General features: G+C 63.6%; 17 protein-coding genes. 4 read left to right on the top strand and 13 right to left on the bottom strand.

Annotation, left to right across the window (positions count from 1 at the left end; genetic code table 11):
• Positions 1 to 112 precede the first annotated feature (112 nt).
• The 3 genes from ACLFKU_RS31105 to ACLFKU_RS31095 all read left to right on the top strand — a co-directional run bounded on the left by ACLFKU_RS31105 (position 113) and on the right by ACLFKU_RS31095 (position 2,797).
• On the top strand, positions 113 to 445 hold the full coding sequence (locus ACLFKU_RS31105) for a cupredoxin domain-containing protein (protein WP_013088988.1): 333 nt from the start codon (positions 113 to 115) through the stop codon (positions 443 to 445).
• 100 nt (positions 446 to 545) lie between these two features.
• Entirely contained in the window at positions 546 to 1,391 is an 846-nt protein-coding gene (locus tag ACLFKU_RS31100; RefSeq protein ID WP_368586695.1) for an FTR1 family protein, read from the top strand.
• Entirely contained in the window at positions 1,388 to 2,797 is a 1,410-nt protein-coding gene (locus ACLFKU_RS31095) for a 4Fe-4S binding protein (protein WP_410851659.1), read from the top strand. Before ACLFKU_RS31100 ends, ACLFKU_RS31095 begins: the two co-directional genes overlap by 4 nt.
• 290 nt (positions 2,798 to 3,087) lie before the next feature.
• On the opposite strand, the gene ACLFKU_RS31090 is transcribed toward ACLFKU_RS31095, so the two are convergent.
• The 4 genes from ACLFKU_RS31090 to ACLFKU_RS31075 form a co-directional block, all read right to left on the bottom strand.
• Positions 3,088 to 3,348, bottom strand: coding sequence for a hemin uptake protein HemP (locus ACLFKU_RS31090; RefSeq protein ID WP_410851658.1), 261 nt, complete (start codon positions 3,346 to 3,348; stop codon positions 3,088 to 3,090).
• A gap of 186 nt (positions 3,349 to 3,534) precedes the next feature.
• Positions 3,535 to 4,020, bottom strand: a complete 486-nt coding sequence (locus tag ACLFKU_RS31085) for an SRPBCC family protein (RefSeq protein WP_368586698.1) — start codon at positions 4,018 to 4,020, stop codon at positions 3,535 to 3,537.
• A gap of 86 nt (positions 4,021 to 4,106) precedes the next feature.
• Positions 4,107 to 4,505 carry an OsmC family protein gene (locus ACLFKU_RS31080; RefSeq protein ID WP_410851657.1) on the bottom strand — a complete coding sequence of 133 codons (399 nt, stop codon included), beginning with the start codon at positions 4,503 to 4,505 and terminating at the stop codon, positions 4,107 to 4,109.
• Between the two features lie 147 nt (positions 4,506 to 4,652).
• Positions 4,653 to 5,531: a pirin family protein gene (locus tag ACLFKU_RS31075; RefSeq protein WP_410851656.1), complete on the bottom strand. Its 879-nt coding sequence runs from the start codon at positions 5,529 to 5,531 to the stop codon at positions 4,653 to 4,655.
• A 122-nt stretch (positions 5,532 to 5,653) separates the two neighbouring features.
• On the opposite strand from ACLFKU_RS31075, the gene ACLFKU_RS31070 reads away from it, so the two are divergent.
• Positions 5,654 to 6,661, top strand: a complete 1,008-nt coding sequence (locus ACLFKU_RS31070; protein ID WP_176123511.1) for a LysR family transcriptional regulator — start codon at positions 5,654 to 5,656, stop codon at positions 6,659 to 6,661.
• A gap of 426 nt (positions 6,662 to 7,087) precedes the next feature.
• Here the strand turns inward: ACLFKU_RS31070 and ACLFKU_RS31065 are convergent, their stop codons facing one another.
• The 9 genes from ACLFKU_RS31065 to ACLFKU_RS31025 form a co-directional block, all read right to left on the bottom strand.
• A complete protein-coding gene (locus ACLFKU_RS31065; RefSeq protein ID WP_368586700.1) occupies positions 7,088 to 7,507 on the bottom strand; it encodes an ExbD/TolR family protein in 420 nt (139 codons plus the stop codon).
• Between the two features lie 16 nt (positions 7,508 to 7,523).
• Positions 7,524 to 8,255, bottom strand: a complete 732-nt coding sequence (locus ACLFKU_RS31060) for a MotA/TolQ/ExbB proton channel family protein (RefSeq protein ID WP_013088998.1) — start codon at positions 8,253 to 8,255, stop codon at positions 7,524 to 7,526.
• Positions 8,256 to 8,284: 29 nt separating this feature from the next.
• Positions 8,285 to 9,022: an energy transducer TonB gene (locus tag ACLFKU_RS31055; RefSeq protein WP_410851655.1), complete on the bottom strand. Its 738-nt coding sequence runs from the start codon at positions 9,020 to 9,022 to the stop codon at positions 8,285 to 8,287.
• A 330-nt stretch (positions 9,023 to 9,352) separates the two neighbouring features.
• Positions 9,353 to 9,610 (bottom strand): bacterioferritin-associated ferredoxin, encoded by a 258-nt coding sequence (locus ACLFKU_RS31050; RefSeq protein ID WP_026228088.1) that lies wholly within the window; start codon positions 9,608 to 9,610, stop codon positions 9,353 to 9,355.
• A gap of 147 nt (positions 9,611 to 9,757) precedes the next feature.
• A complete protein-coding gene (gene murI, locus ACLFKU_RS31045; protein ID WP_410851654.1) occupies positions 9,758 to 10,645 on the bottom strand; it encodes a glutamate racemase in 888 nt (295 codons plus the stop codon).
• 164 nt (positions 10,646 to 10,809) lie between these two features.
• Entirely contained in the window at positions 10,810 to 11,289 is a 480-nt protein-coding gene (gene bfr, locus ACLFKU_RS31040) for a bacterioferritin (protein WP_013089002.1), read from the bottom strand.
• A 200-nt stretch (positions 11,290 to 11,489) separates the two neighbouring features.
• Positions 11,490 to 13,013 (bottom strand): fumarate hydratase, encoded by a 1,524-nt coding sequence (locus ACLFKU_RS31035; RefSeq protein ID WP_410851653.1) that lies wholly within the window; start codon positions 13,011 to 13,013, stop codon positions 11,490 to 11,492.
• Between the two features lie 48 nt (positions 13,014 to 13,061).
• A complete protein-coding gene (locus ACLFKU_RS31030; RefSeq protein WP_217709947.1) occupies positions 13,062 to 13,631 on the bottom strand; it encodes a TIGR00645 family protein in 570 nt (189 codons plus the stop codon).
• 207 nt (positions 13,632 to 13,838) lie between these two features.
• On the bottom strand, positions 13,839 to 14,741 hold the full coding sequence (locus tag ACLFKU_RS31025; RefSeq protein ID WP_410851652.1) for a DMT family transporter: 903 nt from the start codon (positions 14,739 to 14,741) through the stop codon (positions 13,839 to 13,841).
• Positions 14,742 to 14,754 lie beyond the last annotated feature (13 nt).

Below are 14,754 nucleotides of genomic sequence, written 5' to 3'. Positions count from 1 at the left end.
TCGGCGCGCGGCGCCAACGCGGTCGCTCAACGTATCAGTCAATGCAGCAGACGGCGCGCGAACGGTCGGTGTGATACCCGGCGTCGGCGCGTCGCGTTTTCCGGAAAGGGCAATGGGAATCAACCGAAAGATCACGATGCTTGCCGCCACGTTTTGCCTGGCGGCCACGGCTCACGCAGCCGACCTGCCGACCTTCAAGCTCGAAATGAACGACGGCAAGCTGAACCCGGCCCGTATCGAAGTGCCCGCGGGGCAGCGTATCAAGATCGAAGTGCGTAACACCGGCAAGGGCGCAGCCGAATTCGAAAGCGTGCAGTTGCGCAAAGAGAAGGTGCTGGCGCCGGGCGCCGATTCGTTCGTCGTGATCGCTCCGCTGGAGCCGGGCGAATACAAGTTTTTCGACGACTTTCACCAGCAGGCGCAGGGCGTGATCGTCGCGAAGTAAGCAGTGGTCTCGACCGGCGGCGAGCGCCGCGGCAAGCGGCCGCTGTCGTTCGCGCGAGACAACGGAAGCGGGCAGTAGAAGTATCGAAGGGAGAGCTTGAATGGGTCAGATTCTGTTCATCGTGTGGCGGGAAAGTGTCGAGGCGCTGCTGGTCGTCGGCATCCTGTACGCGTGGTTGAAAAATGGCGACGACGACGCGCGCCGCGGCCTGCCGTACCTGTGGGGCGGCCTGGCGGCCGGCGTAATCGCGGCGGTCGCCCTCGGCGCTGCGCTGGTCGGCTTCACCGAGGTGCTCTCCGGTGACGCGCAGGATTACTTCCAGACCGCGATGGTGCTCATCGCCTGCGTGCTGATCGTGCAGATGGTGCTGTGGATGAAGCAGCACGGCCGCACGCTGAAGCGCGACATGGAACAGTCGCTGCAAAAGAGCAAGCGCGATTCGAACTGGTGGGGTGTCGCGGTGCTGGTCGCACTGGCGATCGCGCGTGAGGGCAGCGAAACCGTGATCTTCCTGTACGGCCTCGGCTTCGGCCAGTCGGGTCATGTCGACGGCAGCCAGATGCTCGCCGTTGCGATCGGGCTTGCGCTCGCGTTCCTGACCTTCTACGTGTTGCAGCTCGGCGGCAAGATCATCTCGTGGCGGCTCTTTTTCCGCGTCACCGAAATCATGCTGCTGTTCCTCGGCGCGGGGCTGTTCCAGACCGGCATCGACAAACTGATCGACAAGGAAATCCTGCCGACGCTCGTCGACCAGCTGTGGAATTCTTCGGCGATCCTCGATGATTCGAGCACCTTCGGTTCGCTCGTCGCGACGCTGACCGGTTACCGTGCGCATCCGGCACTGATGAATCTGCTTGCCTATGCCGTGTACTGGGCGGTCGTTTATCTGCTGGTGCGCCGCGCCACTCGCAAGCCCGCGCAGCAAACAGCAGGGCGCGCGGCATGAGCGCCGTGATGGCTTCGCGGTCGGGCCGCCTCGCGGCGGTCGGCCAGTGGATGCAGCGCCATGGGGCGGTGATTCGTGGCATCCAATGGATCGTGGTCGCGGTATACGCGTTCCTGATCATCGTGCCCGCGCTGATGCCGCTGCCGGACGATACCGCGCACTTTTGGAGCAACCTGACGCTCGCCGCGCAGTTCGTGTTCTGGGGCATCTGGTGGCCGTTCGTGCTGCTGTCGATGGTGATGCTCGGCCGCGTCTGGTGCGGCGTGCTGTGCCCAGAGGGCGCACTTGCCGAATTCGCGAGCAAGTTCGGCCGCGGCCGCGCGATTCCGCACTGGATGCGCTGGGGCGGATGGCCCTTCGTTGCGTTCGGCATCACGACGATCTATGGTCAGATGGTGAGCGTCTACCAGTATCCGAAAGCGGTATTGCTGGTGCTCGGCGGCTCGACTTTCGCAGCGATCGTGATCGGTCTGCTGTACGGACGCGAGAAGCGCGTCTGGTGCAAATACCTGTGCCCCGTCAACGGGGTTTTTTCGCTTCTGGCGCGCCTCGCTCCATTTCACTACAAGGTCGACGAAGACGCGTGGCGCCGTTCATACACGAACGGCGAGCATGGGCACCGGGTGATTCCGATCAACTGCGCGCCGCTCGTGCCGTTGCGCAACATGAAGGGCGCGGCCGACTGCCATATGTGCGGCCGCTGCAGCGGACACCGTGATGCGATCGCGCTGACGTGGCGCAAGCCGTCGACGGAAGTCGTGCAGTTGGGCGACAACAAGGCGAATCCATGGGACACCGCGTTGATCCTCTACGGCCTGCTCGGCATCGCGATCGGCGCGTTCCACTGGACCGCGTCGCGCTGGTTCATCGACCTGAAGATGTTCGCGGCGACCTGGCTCGTCGACCACGACATCACGTGGCCGCTTGAAACCAACGCCCCGTGGTTCCTGTTCACGCATTACCCCGATCAGAACGACGTGTTCTCGTGGCTCGATGGCTCGCTGCTGATCGGCTACATCCTCGCGACGGCGCTCGTCTATGGCACCGCGCTGCTGCTGTTGCTGGCGGGCGCCACGCGCATGCTCGGGCGCTTCAACGCAACGCGGCTGCATCACTTGACGCAGGGGCTGATTCCGATCGCGGGCGCGGGCGTGTTCCTCGGTTTATCGGCGACGACGCTGTCATTGCTGCGCGCCGAGCACGTGTCGCTGTGGTGGGCATCGGATCTGCGCATCGCGATTCTGGTGATTGCCAGCGCGTGGAGCGCATGGCTCGCGTGGCTCGTCACGCGTCGCTATAGCGAGCGCTTCGTGCAGCGGGCGCTGGCGATGCTGTGGTTCGTCGCGGCGCTGGCGGTCGTCAATAGCGCGTGGTGGCTGATGTTCTGGGGCTGGGCGTCGAAGTAAGTATCTGGCCTGCGTTCGGTGCGAACGCAGGCGCACGCGCAAAGAAAAAGCCGTGGGATGGCAACATCCCACGGCTTTTTCATTTTCATCTCCAGCGATGTGCGCCAGTGCGCGCATCCGCTTTCGAGTGAGAACCAAAAAAAGGCCTGGCTGGCTGCGACGGCTGGCTTGGTGTCTGCACGAAGGGGTCTAGTTCTCGCGTGCAAGCCGTCGTGGCTGGCTATTGCCTAACACCTCTCGCGGAGGTGGTCCCCACAATACCCAGTACTTACTTCGTTCGCGTTGCGTTGCTACTTCGTCAGGATCAGCTTGCCGAGGCGCGTCGCACGTAACCGGTACGTCTCGCCGTTGTGCACGATGCTGATGTAACTATGGCCTTGCAGCAGCGCGTCGCTGCGCACGACCCGTTCCGCCGTCTCGCCCTGGCCGGTGGTGCGTTCCGCGGTGGGCTTCGCCGCGGGCGCGGTCGTCGTCGACGGCTTCGGGCGACTGGTCAGCGCGGCCGCTGAGCGGCGCGGGCTGAGCGTGGTGGAGCGAGTCATATCGGTCATTCGTTTTAGCTTGTTCGTTGATTCGATGGGAGGATTCTAAATGATAACCATTCCTATTTACAAGCTCGCGAAATTGATCGGATTGGACTTTTGATAGCTGAATGAAATGTGCGGCTAGACGACGACCGTGGGGGCCATCGTGGACATGGCCCCGCGACGGCGCGGGCAGGACGCCCGCGCGGTTTCTCAGTGCAACGGTCCCGGTTCCTGTTTGGTCGCGACGAACTGGCGGATCAGCCGCACCGTATCGATATCGTTCTCGCGATACGCGGACTTGACGATCTCCTGTGTCCGCACGGCGTCCTGATCGGTGGTCGAGACGGGCAGCGTGGTCGCGTACTCGAAGCGCAGGAACAGCTGTAGTTCGTCGGGTTGCTCGATCGTCATCGTCAGTGAGCCGCCGACGTGCTCGGCGGTCGGCAGGATGTCGTAGCGCACGCTGTCGCTTTCCCGCAGGGTGACGCGATCGCGCACGGTGGCCTGGCCGTAGTGCAACTCACGCTCTAGCACATTGCCGTCGCGCGACAGGATCGTGCAGCTGTCGAGACCCATCACGAACAGTTGCGGCTGCTCGGCGCGCAACACGAGACCTTCCCACAACTGCTCGCGGGTCATCGATTCGACGAGGGGATTCAACGGATCGTTGATCTGAATGAGGTGTTCGAAATTCAAGTCGACTGCGTCCTATGAAAATATTGCAATGCCCGTGGCCCGAACGGGCGACGTCCGACCGTCCTATGCATCGTCTGGTGCGCCTGTTAAGCGACGGCGAGCGCGGAGCGGATCGAGATCGTGTGCGTGAGGATCTTGTGCACCGGGCATGCATTGGCAATTTGCAAAAGCCGTTCCCGCTGCTCGTCGGACAGGTCGCCATCGAGCATGATCTGACGGTCGATCGTCGAACCCGCGTCGCCGGTTTCCATCGACAGTTTGACCCGTACGCCCGCGAGCGGCCAGCCTTTGCGCTGCGCATACATCTTCAGCGTGATCGACGTGCACGCGCCGAGGCTCGACAGCAGCAGCGAGACCGGCGTCGGGCCGCGGTCGCCGCCGCCTAGCGATTCGGGCTCGTCGGCAATCCATGTGTGCTTGCCGTCGTCGAACACGACCTGAAAATTCGTCGAACCGATGTGGGCGGTGACGGTGGGCTCTGCCATGCGCGCTCCTGTGATAGGAATCATATTGGGTCGCGCGCCGCGGACTGTTGCAATCAACGCGGCCCGCGCGACGTGAGCCGATATTGTGACCGAATTTACCGGTGTTCGCGCCCCGAGAGGGACGATCTGGCGGCGCGCGTTAGCCTGTCAATGCGTGATCGCGCCCATCCGCCCGGCCTGATAGTCGACCACCGCCTGACGGATCTCGTCCTCGGTATTCATCACGAACGGGCCATAGCGCACGACCGGCTCCTTCAGCGGCACGCCGCCGAGCAGCAGCACTTCGAGCGGTTCGTCGCCGGCCGTGATGGTCACCGCGTCGCCGTCGTTGGCGAACACGACCATCGTGCGCGCGTCGATGTCGGCGCGCGCCTCGCCTTCGCCATACACGCCCTTGCCGGACAACCCATACGCGAACACGCGGTAGTCGGCCGGCACCGGCTGACGGATCGTCGCGCCCGGCTGCAGCGAGAAATGCTGATACAGGATCGGCGTACGCGTTTCGATCGCGGCCTTGACGCCGAGCGCTTCGCCCGCGATGACCTTGACGCGCACCTGGCCGTCTTCCGACGTCGCGACAGGGATACGTGCCGACGGGATCTCCTGGTAGCGCGGCGCGATCATCTTGTCGCGACGCGGCAGGTTCACCCACAACTGCAGGCCGTGCACGCGGCCGCCGGTGCGCGTGAATTCGGGGTCGGGCATTTCGCTATGCACGACGCCCGCGCCCGCTGTCATCCACTGGACGTCGCCGGCGTGCAGCGTGCCCGAATGGCCCGCCGAGTCCTTGTGGCCGAACTGGCCCTCGAGCACATAGGTGACCGTCTCGAAGCCGCGATGCGGATGATCGGGCGCGCCGATGGCCTCGCCCGGCGCATAGTCGACCGGCCCCATTTCGTCGAGCAGCAGGAACGGATCGAAGTCCATCAGGAGACGCGTCGGAAACGGCCGATGAACGACGAATCCGCCGCCTTCCACCGTGCGAACCGACGGAAACGTGCGTTCGATCGTGCGTGACGTAGTCATCAATATCACCTCGAAAAATGGGGAATAGCATTATTTCTGAAACATGGAGCTATTATAGGGACCGTTTTTCGCGGTGCCAGCCACCCCTCAGCAATGGATTGTTCTGTTCATGGAACGATGAGATGAAGATCGATTCACACAACCTGAACGACCTGATGTACTTTTCGCAGGTCGTCGAACATGGCGGATTTTCGGCCGCCGAGCGGGTGTTGGGCATCTCGAAGTCGCGCCTGTCGCGCCGGCTCACGGAGCTGGAAGCGTCGCTCGGCGTTCGGCTGTTGCAGCGTTCCACTCGCAAGCTCGCGCTGACCGAAGCGGGGCAGCTGTTCTACCAGCACTGTCAGGCGATGCTCAGCGAAGCGCAGGCGGCGGTCAATGTCGTGCAGCAGCTGCGCTCGTCGCCGCGCGGCACGGTGCGCGTCAGCGTGCCGGTCACGATCTCGCAGACGATTCTGTCGACGATCCTGCCGGAATTCATGCACCGCTATCCGGAGGTGCGCGTCGTGATGCGCGTGACCAATCGCGTGGTCGATCTGTTCGAGGATTCGATCGACGTCGCGTTGCGCGTGCGTTCCGATCCGCCGGAGAACGCGAACATCGTCGTGCGGCCGCTGTGGCGCACCGAGCAGATGCTGGTCGGCGCGCCTAGCCTGCTGCAGCAGAATGCGCCGCCGCTGACGCCGGCCGACCTGAACCGCTTCGAAACACTGGACGTACCGACGAGCGACGGCCGCCACGTGTACAACCTGATCTCGCCCGACGGTACGCGCCATGCTCACGAACACGAGCCGCGCCTCGTGACCGCCGATCTGATGACGATCCGCGAGGCGGTGCTGGCCGGTGTCGGCATCGCCGCATTGCCCGAGATGATGTATGGCGCCGCGCTGAGGGCAGGGCTGTTGTCACCGGTGATGCCGGGCTGGAGTTTTCCGACGCCGCAACTGTACGCGGTGTTCGTATCGCGCCAGGGCATGGTGCCGGCGGTGCGCGCGTTCGTCGATTATCTGGTCGAGATGCTCGATCCGGATGAAGGTAAGCACATCATGGGCGAGTGTCCGGCGCACGGCAACAAAACGGTGGCGCAGGCGTCGGTTGCGGCGGCGGCTCCGGTTGCGTCGACGGTGGCTTGATAAGAAGCTCGAGGAAACTCAAGAGTCGCACGGTACGCTGCGGGCGCTATCGCGCTTCGCAAATCGCTTTTAGCATTTAAGCGTGGCCTGTTATGGTTACTTTCAATGGCCGTTTGCTTGAATGCGCGCGCGCACAGGAATATAGTGAAATCCCTTTCGCTAAGGAGTCTCCTATGCGAAAACTCATGGCCGCTATCATAGCGGGCCTGATAGGGCTGACCGCGTTGTCCGTGTCGACCACGGCCCTCGCATGCGGTGATAAAAGCTATCAGTCTTCGGCCGATGGCAAATGATCCCGCCGCCCGAAGGCGCCGAGCGCGCACAAAAAAGGCCTTCATCCGACGATGAAGGCCTTTTACTTTCTGGCCGTGTTTCAACATGGTTTTCGCGTGGAGGAGCGTTCCGCTTCGCGTGTCACGCTACCCGTTACTTCGCTTTGGGCTGCGTGACGAAACCGATCTTCGTCAGTCCTCCAGCCTGCGCGGCGGACATCACCTGAGCGACCTTCTCGTACGGCACCTTGCGGTCCGCATCGAGATGCAGCTCCGGCTGCGGGCTCGCCTGCGAGGCCGCGGCGATCTTCGCGGCGAGCGCCGCGTCGTCGACCTTAGTGTTGTCCCACAGCACGTTGCCGTCCGCGTCGATCGACACCGTCACCTGCGCGGGCTTCGTGTCTTCCTTCTGACTGCTCGCATGCGGCAGATCGATCTTGACCGCGTGGCGGATCACCGGAATCGTCACCATGAAGACGATCAGCAGAACCAGCATCACGTCGACGAGCGGCGTCATGTTGATTTCGTTCATCAGGCCGTCGTCATCGTCTCCGGCGAAAGGGCTCATTGCCATCGGAATGCCTCGTCGATCAGTTGGCGCGGGTCGCGAGACGCAGGCCGTCGCCGCGCTTGGTCGACGACAGACGGGCACCCGTTACGAAGAACGCATGCAGGCCGTGCGCGAAACGGCTCAGCTTCGCGACGATCGCCTTATTGGCGCGCGTCAGCGCGTTGTAGCCGAGCACCGCCGGAATCGCGACGAACAGACCGAACGCGGTCATGATCAGGGCTTCGCCGACCGGGCCGGCGACCTGGTCGATCGATGACTGGCCGCTCGCGCCGATCGCGAGCAGCGCGTGATAGATGCCCCACACGGTGCCGAACAGGCCGACGAACGGCGCGGTGCTGCCGATCGACGCGAGAATCGCGAGACCGCTCTGCATGCGCGCGACGCTTTCGTCCATCGTGTCTTTCAGGCAGCGCGTGATCCAGTCCGACACGTCCATGCGGTCATGCAGATGCGGCTGCGTCTGGTGATGATGGTCGGCCGCTTCCTGGCCCGACAGCGCGAGTGCGAGGAACGGGTTGTCATGCGGCGTCGAGGCACCGCCGCCGAGCTTCTTCACGCCGTCGGCGAGATCGTCCGAATGCCAGAATGCCTGCTCGGCGTTCTTCGTCAGGCGCTTCAGACGCACCACATTCCAGCCTTTGACGACGATCACGCTCCACGACATCACCGACATGATCAACAGTGCGAGCGCGATACCGCGCGTCACGAAATCCCCTTGCGCCCACACGTGCGCCAATCCGTAGTTTTGCATCGCAATTCCTTGTTTTTTGAAAGCTTGTTTCAGTCGGTGAGATTGAAGTTGAAAGGCTGGGTGTACGCGGCCCTGACGGGCTCGCCATTCTCGAGATACGGTTTGCAGGCGCTCGCGCGCACGGCGGCGACGGCCGCGTCGTCGAGACGGCTAAAGCCGCTGCTCTTCTTCAACTCGATACCTTCGAGCTTGCCGGTCAGGCCGACCACGAAATGGACGTACGCCGTGCCGGCCTCGCCGCGGCGCCGCGACAGCGCGGGGTAGTCCGGATGGGCGATGTTGCAATCGAGATGCGACACGTTCTTTGGCGCGCTGATGTCCATCGTCTGTTTGCCGATCGCGGGCGCTGCCGCGGCGGGCGGCGTCGCTGGTGCGGCAGGCGCGGGCGGTGTCGGATCGGGCGCCGCGACGGGCGTCGGCGACGGCGCAGCGGCCTCGGGCAACGGGGTCGGCGTCGGCTTCGGCGTGGGCGCTGGCTTCGGCTGGACTTTGGGCTTCGTATGGACGGGCGGCGTCGGCTGAGGCGGCGGCGGTGCGATCGATTGCAGCGCGACCGGCGCGGCGACTGGTGCGGGCGGCAGCAGTTCGGCGGTCATCACGCGCGATTCGAGCGCGACCTGCACAGGCTCGTGACGCAGCGTCATGATCACGGCGAGCAGCGCGACGTGAACCACGGCGACCACGGCGGTGGCCGCCAGTGCGCGGGAATTCGGTCGGGCGGACGACGCCAGCGGGGCGCCTGCGGTAACGGGGTGCGGAGCCTGCATGGTCAGTGTGGCAGCGCACCGTTCAGGCGGCGCGGTGGACAGGACATCGTCATGTTCGGAAAATCAGCAGCGAAATGAACAAAGTAGTCACGAAACCAATCAGCAATTCCATCTCAGACTCCTTTCGAAAGGGAGAGCGGGGTTAGCTGGCTGGTACGAATACTGGCTTGCTGACGGCAGTGGGATAACGCGGTATGGCGGACTGTACTGCGGTTGTGTTGCAGGTATGCGGCACTCTTTCAATGCCGCATTAAGCGTTACATTAAACGTGCATGAAGTAGGGGGCTTTGGACACACCGACACGGCTTGCACCGCGCCCCGCTAGCTAACTTAGGCTGCCTTGCGCTCGTAGAACGTGACCTGCACAACCTCGGCGACGCTCTGCACCTGCTGATGACGCTCGACCACGCCGCAACGACTCGCGCACACGCCGCTTTGCAGCATCACGTCGCGCACGGATTCCTCGCACTTGCCGCAGCACGAGGCGACGCCAAGTTCAAACTGCAACTCGTCGAACGAGTCGATGCCGTCCGCAATGGAGGAGCGGATTGTGCGGTCGGAAACGGATTTGCAGACACAGACGATCATGGCAGGCGTCATAGCTAACCTTAATGCGAATTATTATCATTTTGTTTGGTTCGTTTGGCAAGCGTCCCGTGCGATTTTTTGTAACAAAACCAGCCTCTTAGAATGGATTCCGTCGGAGGAACGGGCAGCGGGCGCCCTGATCTAGCGCTACGCGGCGCGGGAATCCGATGCGACCGTGCGGCGGGACGGTATCGATACCTGCTCGACCACGGCCTCGATCCGAAGCAGTGTGGCGGCCAGTTGCTGCTGATGGATGCCGTCGTCGGTGGAGTAGAAGCTTGGTGGTGGCGTGCTTGCGGCCGGCGTGGCGGCGCGCAGGCCGTGCTGCTCGAGCACGCGTTCGAGCTGGCGCGCGATCGCCACGCTCGTGTCGATCAGCGCGAGCCGCTCGCCGACGATGTCGCGGATCGCCGCGTCGAGAAACGGGTAATGGGTGCAGCCGAGCACCAGCGTATCGGCGCCGGCGTCGAGCATCGGTTGCAGGTAGCTGCGCAGCAGTGCGCGCAGCTCGGCCGAGCCGACGTCGCAGCGCTCGACCGCCTGGACGAGCCCGTGCCCGGGTTGGCACAGAAAGCGGCAATCGGCGGCGTAGCGTTCGAGCAGCCCCTGGAAGCGGGCGCTGCGCAACGTCGCCTGGGTCGCCAGCACGCCGGCGACGCGGCTTTTCGATTGCAGTGCCGCGGGCTTGACGCCCGGTTCGACGCCGATGAGAGGAATCGGCAGCTTTTCGCGCACCAGCGCGATCGACTGCGCGGTCGCCGTATTGCACGCGACCACGAGCGCCTTCGCGCCTCGTGCGGCGAGCCATTCGCCGATCGCTAGCGTGCGGTCGGTGATGAAGTCGTCGTCGCGCTCGCCATAGGGCGCGTACAGCGAATCGGCGACATACAGCAGCGCCTCGTCAGGCAGTTGCGCGCGCACCGCACGCAGCACCGACAGTCCGCCGAGCCCCGAATCGAAAATACCGATCGGCGCCTGCGACGCGGCGCCAGCGGCAACACTGCGGACAGTCGGGGACGGCGCGGGGACGGGCATAGTGAAGAAAACGATCGTGACGTGGCGGTCGAAGAAACAGGGGGAGCCAGCGGCGAAGCGCGAGCAGGCGCGCAAGTATATCGCCCACGCGGTACGGTCCGGCGCGAATGCCTGCTGGGCAGGTGTCGGGCCGCTACCGCGCGGGATGCTTCAACGTGCCTCGCTCACGACTCGACCGAGCCCATCGCGCTTTGCTGGTAGTTCTGGATACCGACCTTGTCGATCAGATCGAGCTGGGTCTCGAGCCAGTCGATGTGCTCTTCGGTGTCGTCGAGAATCTTCGTGAAGATTTCACGCGAGATGAAATCGCGCACCGATTCGCAGTAGGCAATCGCCTCCTTGCAGGTGCTTTGCGAAACCTGTTCGAGCTTCAGATCGCATTCGAGGATCTCTTTGGTTTCCTCACCGATCAGCAGCTTGTGCAGGTCCTGTAGATTCGGCAGACCGTCGAGCATGAAGATCCGTTCGATCAGCATGTCGGCATGCTTCATTTCGCCGATCGACTCGTCGTACTCGTGCTTGCCGAGCTTGTCGAGGCCCCAGTGGCCGTACATCCGCGCATGCAGGAAGTACTGGTTGATCGCGGTCAGCTCGTTCTTCAGCTGCGCGTTCAGATATTCGATGACCTTCTTGTCGCCTTGCATGTTATTTCCTTTTTCGGGGACCTTGAATTTCCAACAACAATAAACGCCATGCCCAAAAAAGCCAAGAATCCGTCACAACTTTTGGCGCCGTTCGCGGCCTCGTACGTGCGGCGCCTTGCGCATGCATGATGCGGGCAAAAAAAAGCCGGGACCGCAGCCCCGGCTTTTCGACTGATCTGAGTGGCGTTAATCGCGACTCATTAAGCCGTGGCGACCGGAATCTTGCCGATCTTGGCCTGCCATTCCTTCGGGCCGGTCTGGTGCACGGAGGTGCCGTTCGAATCGACGGCGACCGTGACCGGCATGTCTTGCACGTCGAACTCGTAGATCGCTTCCATGCCGAGGTCTTCGAACGCGAGCACCTTCGCGCTGCGGATCGCCTTCGACACGAGATACGCGGCGCCGCCGACAGCCATCAGATACGCGGCCTTGTGCTTCTTGATCGCCTCGATCGCGACCGGGCCGCGCTCGGCCTTGCCGATCATCGAAATCAGGCCCGTTTGCGCGAGCATCGTCTCGGTGAACTTGTCCATCCGCGTCGCGGTGGTGGGGCCTGCCGGGCCGACCGCTTCGTCGCGCACCGGATCGACCGGGCCGACGTAGTAGATTACGCGGTTGGTGAAATCGACCGGCAGCTTCTCGCCCTTCGCGAGCATGTCGGCGATGCGCTTGTGCGCGGCGTCGCGGCCCGTCAACATCTTGCCCGACAGCAGCAGCGTCTGGCCCGGCTTCCAGCCGGCCACTTCTTCCGGCGTCAGCGTGTTCAGATCGACGCGCTTGCTGGTTTCCGTGTTCGGTTCCCAGTGCACCTTCGGCCATGCGTCGAGCGACGGCGCTTCGAGCCTGGCGACGCCCGAACCGTCGAGCGTGAAGTGCGCGTGGCGGGTCGCCGCGCAGTTCGGGATGATCGCGATCGGCTTGGACGCGGCGTGCGTCGGCGCAGCCATGATCTTGACGTCGAGCACAGTGGACAGGCCACCGAGACCCTGCGCGCCGATACCGAGCGCGTTGACCTTCTCGTGCAGTTCGACGCGCAGCTCTTCGATCCAGTCCTTCGGGCCGCGTGCGATCACGTCCTGGATGTCGATCGGGTCCATCAGCGATTCCTTCGCCATCACCATCGCTTTCTCAGCGGTGCCGCCGATGCCGATGCCCAGCATGCCCGGCGGGCACCAGCCGGCGCCCATCGTCGGCACGGTCTTCAGAATCCAGTCGACGATCGAGTCCGACGGGTTCAGCATCGCGAACTTCGACTTGTTCTCCGAGCCGCCACCCTTGGCCGCGACCTGCACGTCGACCTTGTCGCCCGGCACGATCTCGTAGTGGATCACGGCCGGCGTGTTGTCCTTGGTGTTCTTGCGCGCGCCTTCGGGCGGGCTCACGATCGATGCGCGCAGTACGTTGTCCGGGTTCAGGTAACCGCGGCGCACGCCTTCGTTGATCATGTCGGTGACACTCATCGTGGCGCCGTCCCAGCGCACGTCCATGCCGACCTTCACGAACACCGTGACGATGCCGGTGTCCTGGCAGATCGGGCGCTTGCCTTCGGCGCACATGCGGCTGTTGGTCAAGATCTGAGCGATCGCGTCTTTCGCTGCGGGGCTCTGTTCGAGCTCGTAAGCGCGGCCGAGCGCTTCGATGTAGTCGAGCGGATGGTAGTAGCTGATGTACTGCAGCGAATCAGCGATGCTCTGGATCAGATCTTCCTGTTTGATGACGGTCATGGCTAGCTCAGTGGGGAGGCGCTTGTTGTCGGATCGCAGCGCGTGCGGTCAGTCTTGCGCCTTCAGGGGAGTGGAAACCTTGATGCCGCCCACGGCGTGCAATGCCGCGGGCTCTTCGAAATGCTTGGGATGCGTGTGGGTGGTGAGGCGGTCGACGAGCGCCATCACGAGCGCGGAAACGAGGAACGTGACGTGGATGATCACCTGCCACATGATCGTGTGCGTCGTGTTCTGGTCGGGGCTGATGAAGGTCTTCAGCAGATGGATCGACGAGATGCTGATCAGCGCCATCGACAGCTTTACTTTCAGCACGCCGGCGTTCACGTGATCGAGCCATTCCGGTTCGTCCGGATGGCCGTCGAGGCCCAGGCGCGACACGAACGTTTCATACCCGCCGATGATCACCATGATCAGCAGGTTCGAGATCATCACCACGTCGATCAGGCCCAGCACGACGAGCATGATGCTGGTTTCGTCGAGCTTCATCGCGTCCGACACCAGATGCCAGACTTCCTTCAGGAACAGCACGACGTAGACTGCCTGCGCGACGATCAGCCCGAGATACAGCGGCACCTGCAGCCAACGGCTCATGAAAACGAGGTGGGGCAGCGCGCGCATAGGGCGGCGCGGACGGGCAGAGGCGGGTCGCGAAGCGGACATAGGCAACGGTCAGATGAAGCGGGGGTGATGTAACACGGGCCAGGCGCCGACGGCGGCGCGGGGCGCGGCCATCGAAGGAACGCGAGACTCGCGTCGGGCGCCGTATTGTACAGCGTCGGTCGAATCTGCTGCTCCGCGGCGGGCAGCGCGCCGGCCATACTGGAATTACGATGCGACCGGCGGCACGCTGCGCGCCTTCAGGCTCGCGAGAGCGATACCCGCGACCACGCAGGCAAGCGCGATGCCGTGCGCGAGCGTGGGCCGCTCGCCGAGGAACACGATGCCGTAGAGCGCCGCGGCGACCGGCAGCACCGCGCTGAACACGCCGGCGAGACTGCCTGGCACGTGGCGGATGCCTTTCATCCACAGCCAGAACGAGAAGATGCTCGCCGACAGCCCGTACCACAGCACCAGCATCCAGACGCTCGACGGCACCGCGCGATAGTCGAAATGCGCGAGCGCGCCGGCGCCGAGCGGCAGCATCAGCAACAGGCCGAACAGATGCGTGTACGCGCAGATGTCGATCGGCGCGAGCGTCTGCGTGAGGCGGCGCGACAGGATGACGTACAGCGATTCGCAGCACACGGCGCCGAGCACCATGAAGTTGCCCGCGAGCGAGCCGGTGCCGGCCGTCGCATACGCGCCCGCCTCGCCGTGCGCGACATTGATGACGACGACGCCGACGATCGCCAGCACGATCGATGCGATCGCGCGGCCATCCGGCCGCTCCTTCAGGATCAGCCACGACAGCAGTGCGACGACCGCCGGAATCGTGCTCGTGATCACGCCGGCCGCGACCGCGCTGGTGCGCGCGACGCCGTTGAGCATCAGCAGCGTGAAGCCGAAGGTGCCGAATAGCGCTTGCAAAAACAGGTTGATCCATTCGTCGCGTTTGACGCGGCGCAGTTTTGTCACGCGCAGCAGCGGCCATAGCACGGCCATCGCGATCACGAAACGCAGCAGCGCGAACAGCGGGACGGGAACGAAGGCGACGATCGATTTACCGATTCCGACATTGCTGCCGACCAGCAGCATCGAGGTAATGAGAAGCAGGGCGTAGCGATTCAAGCTGGAATCCGGG

Origin of the sequence: Paraburkholderia sp. EG304 (assembly GCF_046543485.1) — a bacterium.
In the GTDB taxonomy this organism is placed as follows: domain Bacteria; phylum Pseudomonadota; class Gammaproteobacteria; order Burkholderiales; family Burkholderiaceae; genus Paraburkholderia; species Paraburkholderia youngii.
This window is presented reverse-complemented; position numbering and strand designations above follow the sequence as displayed.

Excerpts from the sequence above, each read along its gene's own strand:
- ACLFKU_RS31105 (WP_013088988.1), top strand. The coding sequence starts at position 113 with ATGGGAATCAACCGAAAGATCACGATGCTTGCCGCCACGTTTTGCCTG.
- ACLFKU_RS31100 (WP_368586695.1), top strand. The coding sequence starts at position 546 with ATGGGTCAGATTCTGTTCATCGTGTGGCGGGAAAGTGTCGAGGCGCTG.
- ACLFKU_RS31095 (WP_410851659.1), top strand. The coding sequence starts at position 1,388 with ATGAGCGCCGTGATGGCTTCGCGGTCGGGCCGCCTCGCGGCGGTCGGC.
- ACLFKU_RS31090 (WP_410851658.1), bottom strand. The coding sequence starts at position 3,348 with ATGACCGATATGACTCGCTCCACCACGCTCAGCCCGCGCCGCTCAGCG.
- ACLFKU_RS31080 (WP_410851657.1), bottom strand. The coding sequence starts at position 4,505 with ATGGCAGAGCCCACCGTCACCGCCCACATCGGTTCGACGAATTTTCAG.
- ACLFKU_RS31075 (WP_410851656.1), bottom strand. The coding sequence starts at position 5,531 with ATGACTACGTCACGCACGATCGAACGCACGTTTCCGTCGGTTCGCACG.
- ACLFKU_RS31070 (WP_176123511.1), top strand. The coding sequence starts at position 5,654 with ATGAAGATCGATTCACACAACCTGAACGACCTGATGTACTTTTCGCAG.
- ACLFKU_RS31065 (WP_368586700.1), bottom strand. The coding sequence starts at position 7,507 with ATGGCAATGAGCCCTTTCGCCGGAGACGATGACGACGGCCTGATGAAC.
- ACLFKU_RS31060 (WP_013088998.1), bottom strand. The coding sequence starts at position 8,255 with ATGCAAAACTACGGATTGGCGCACGTGTGGGCGCAAGGGGATTTCGTG.
- ACLFKU_RS31055 (WP_410851655.1), bottom strand. The coding sequence starts at position 9,022 with ATGCAGGCTCCGCACCCCGTTACCGCAGGCGCCCCGCTGGCGTCGTCC.
- ACLFKU_RS31050 (WP_026228088.1), bottom strand. The coding sequence starts at position 9,610 with ATGATCGTCTGTGTCTGCAAATCCGTTTCCGACCGCACAATCCGCTCC.
- murI (WP_410851654.1), bottom strand. The coding sequence starts at position 10,645 with ATGCCCGTCCCCGCGCCGTCCCCGACTGTCCGCAGTGTTGCCGCTGGC.
- bfr (WP_013089002.1), bottom strand. The coding sequence starts at position 11,289 with ATGCAAGGCGACAAGAAGGTCATCGAATATCTGAACGCGCAGCTGAAG.
- ACLFKU_RS31035 (WP_410851653.1), bottom strand. The coding sequence starts at position 13,013 with ATGACCGTCATCAAACAGGAAGATCTGATCCAGAGCATCGCTGATTCG.
- ACLFKU_RS31030 (WP_217709947.1), bottom strand. The coding sequence starts at position 13,631 with ATGCGCGCGCTGCCCCACCTCGTTTTCATGAGCCGTTGGCTGCAGGTG.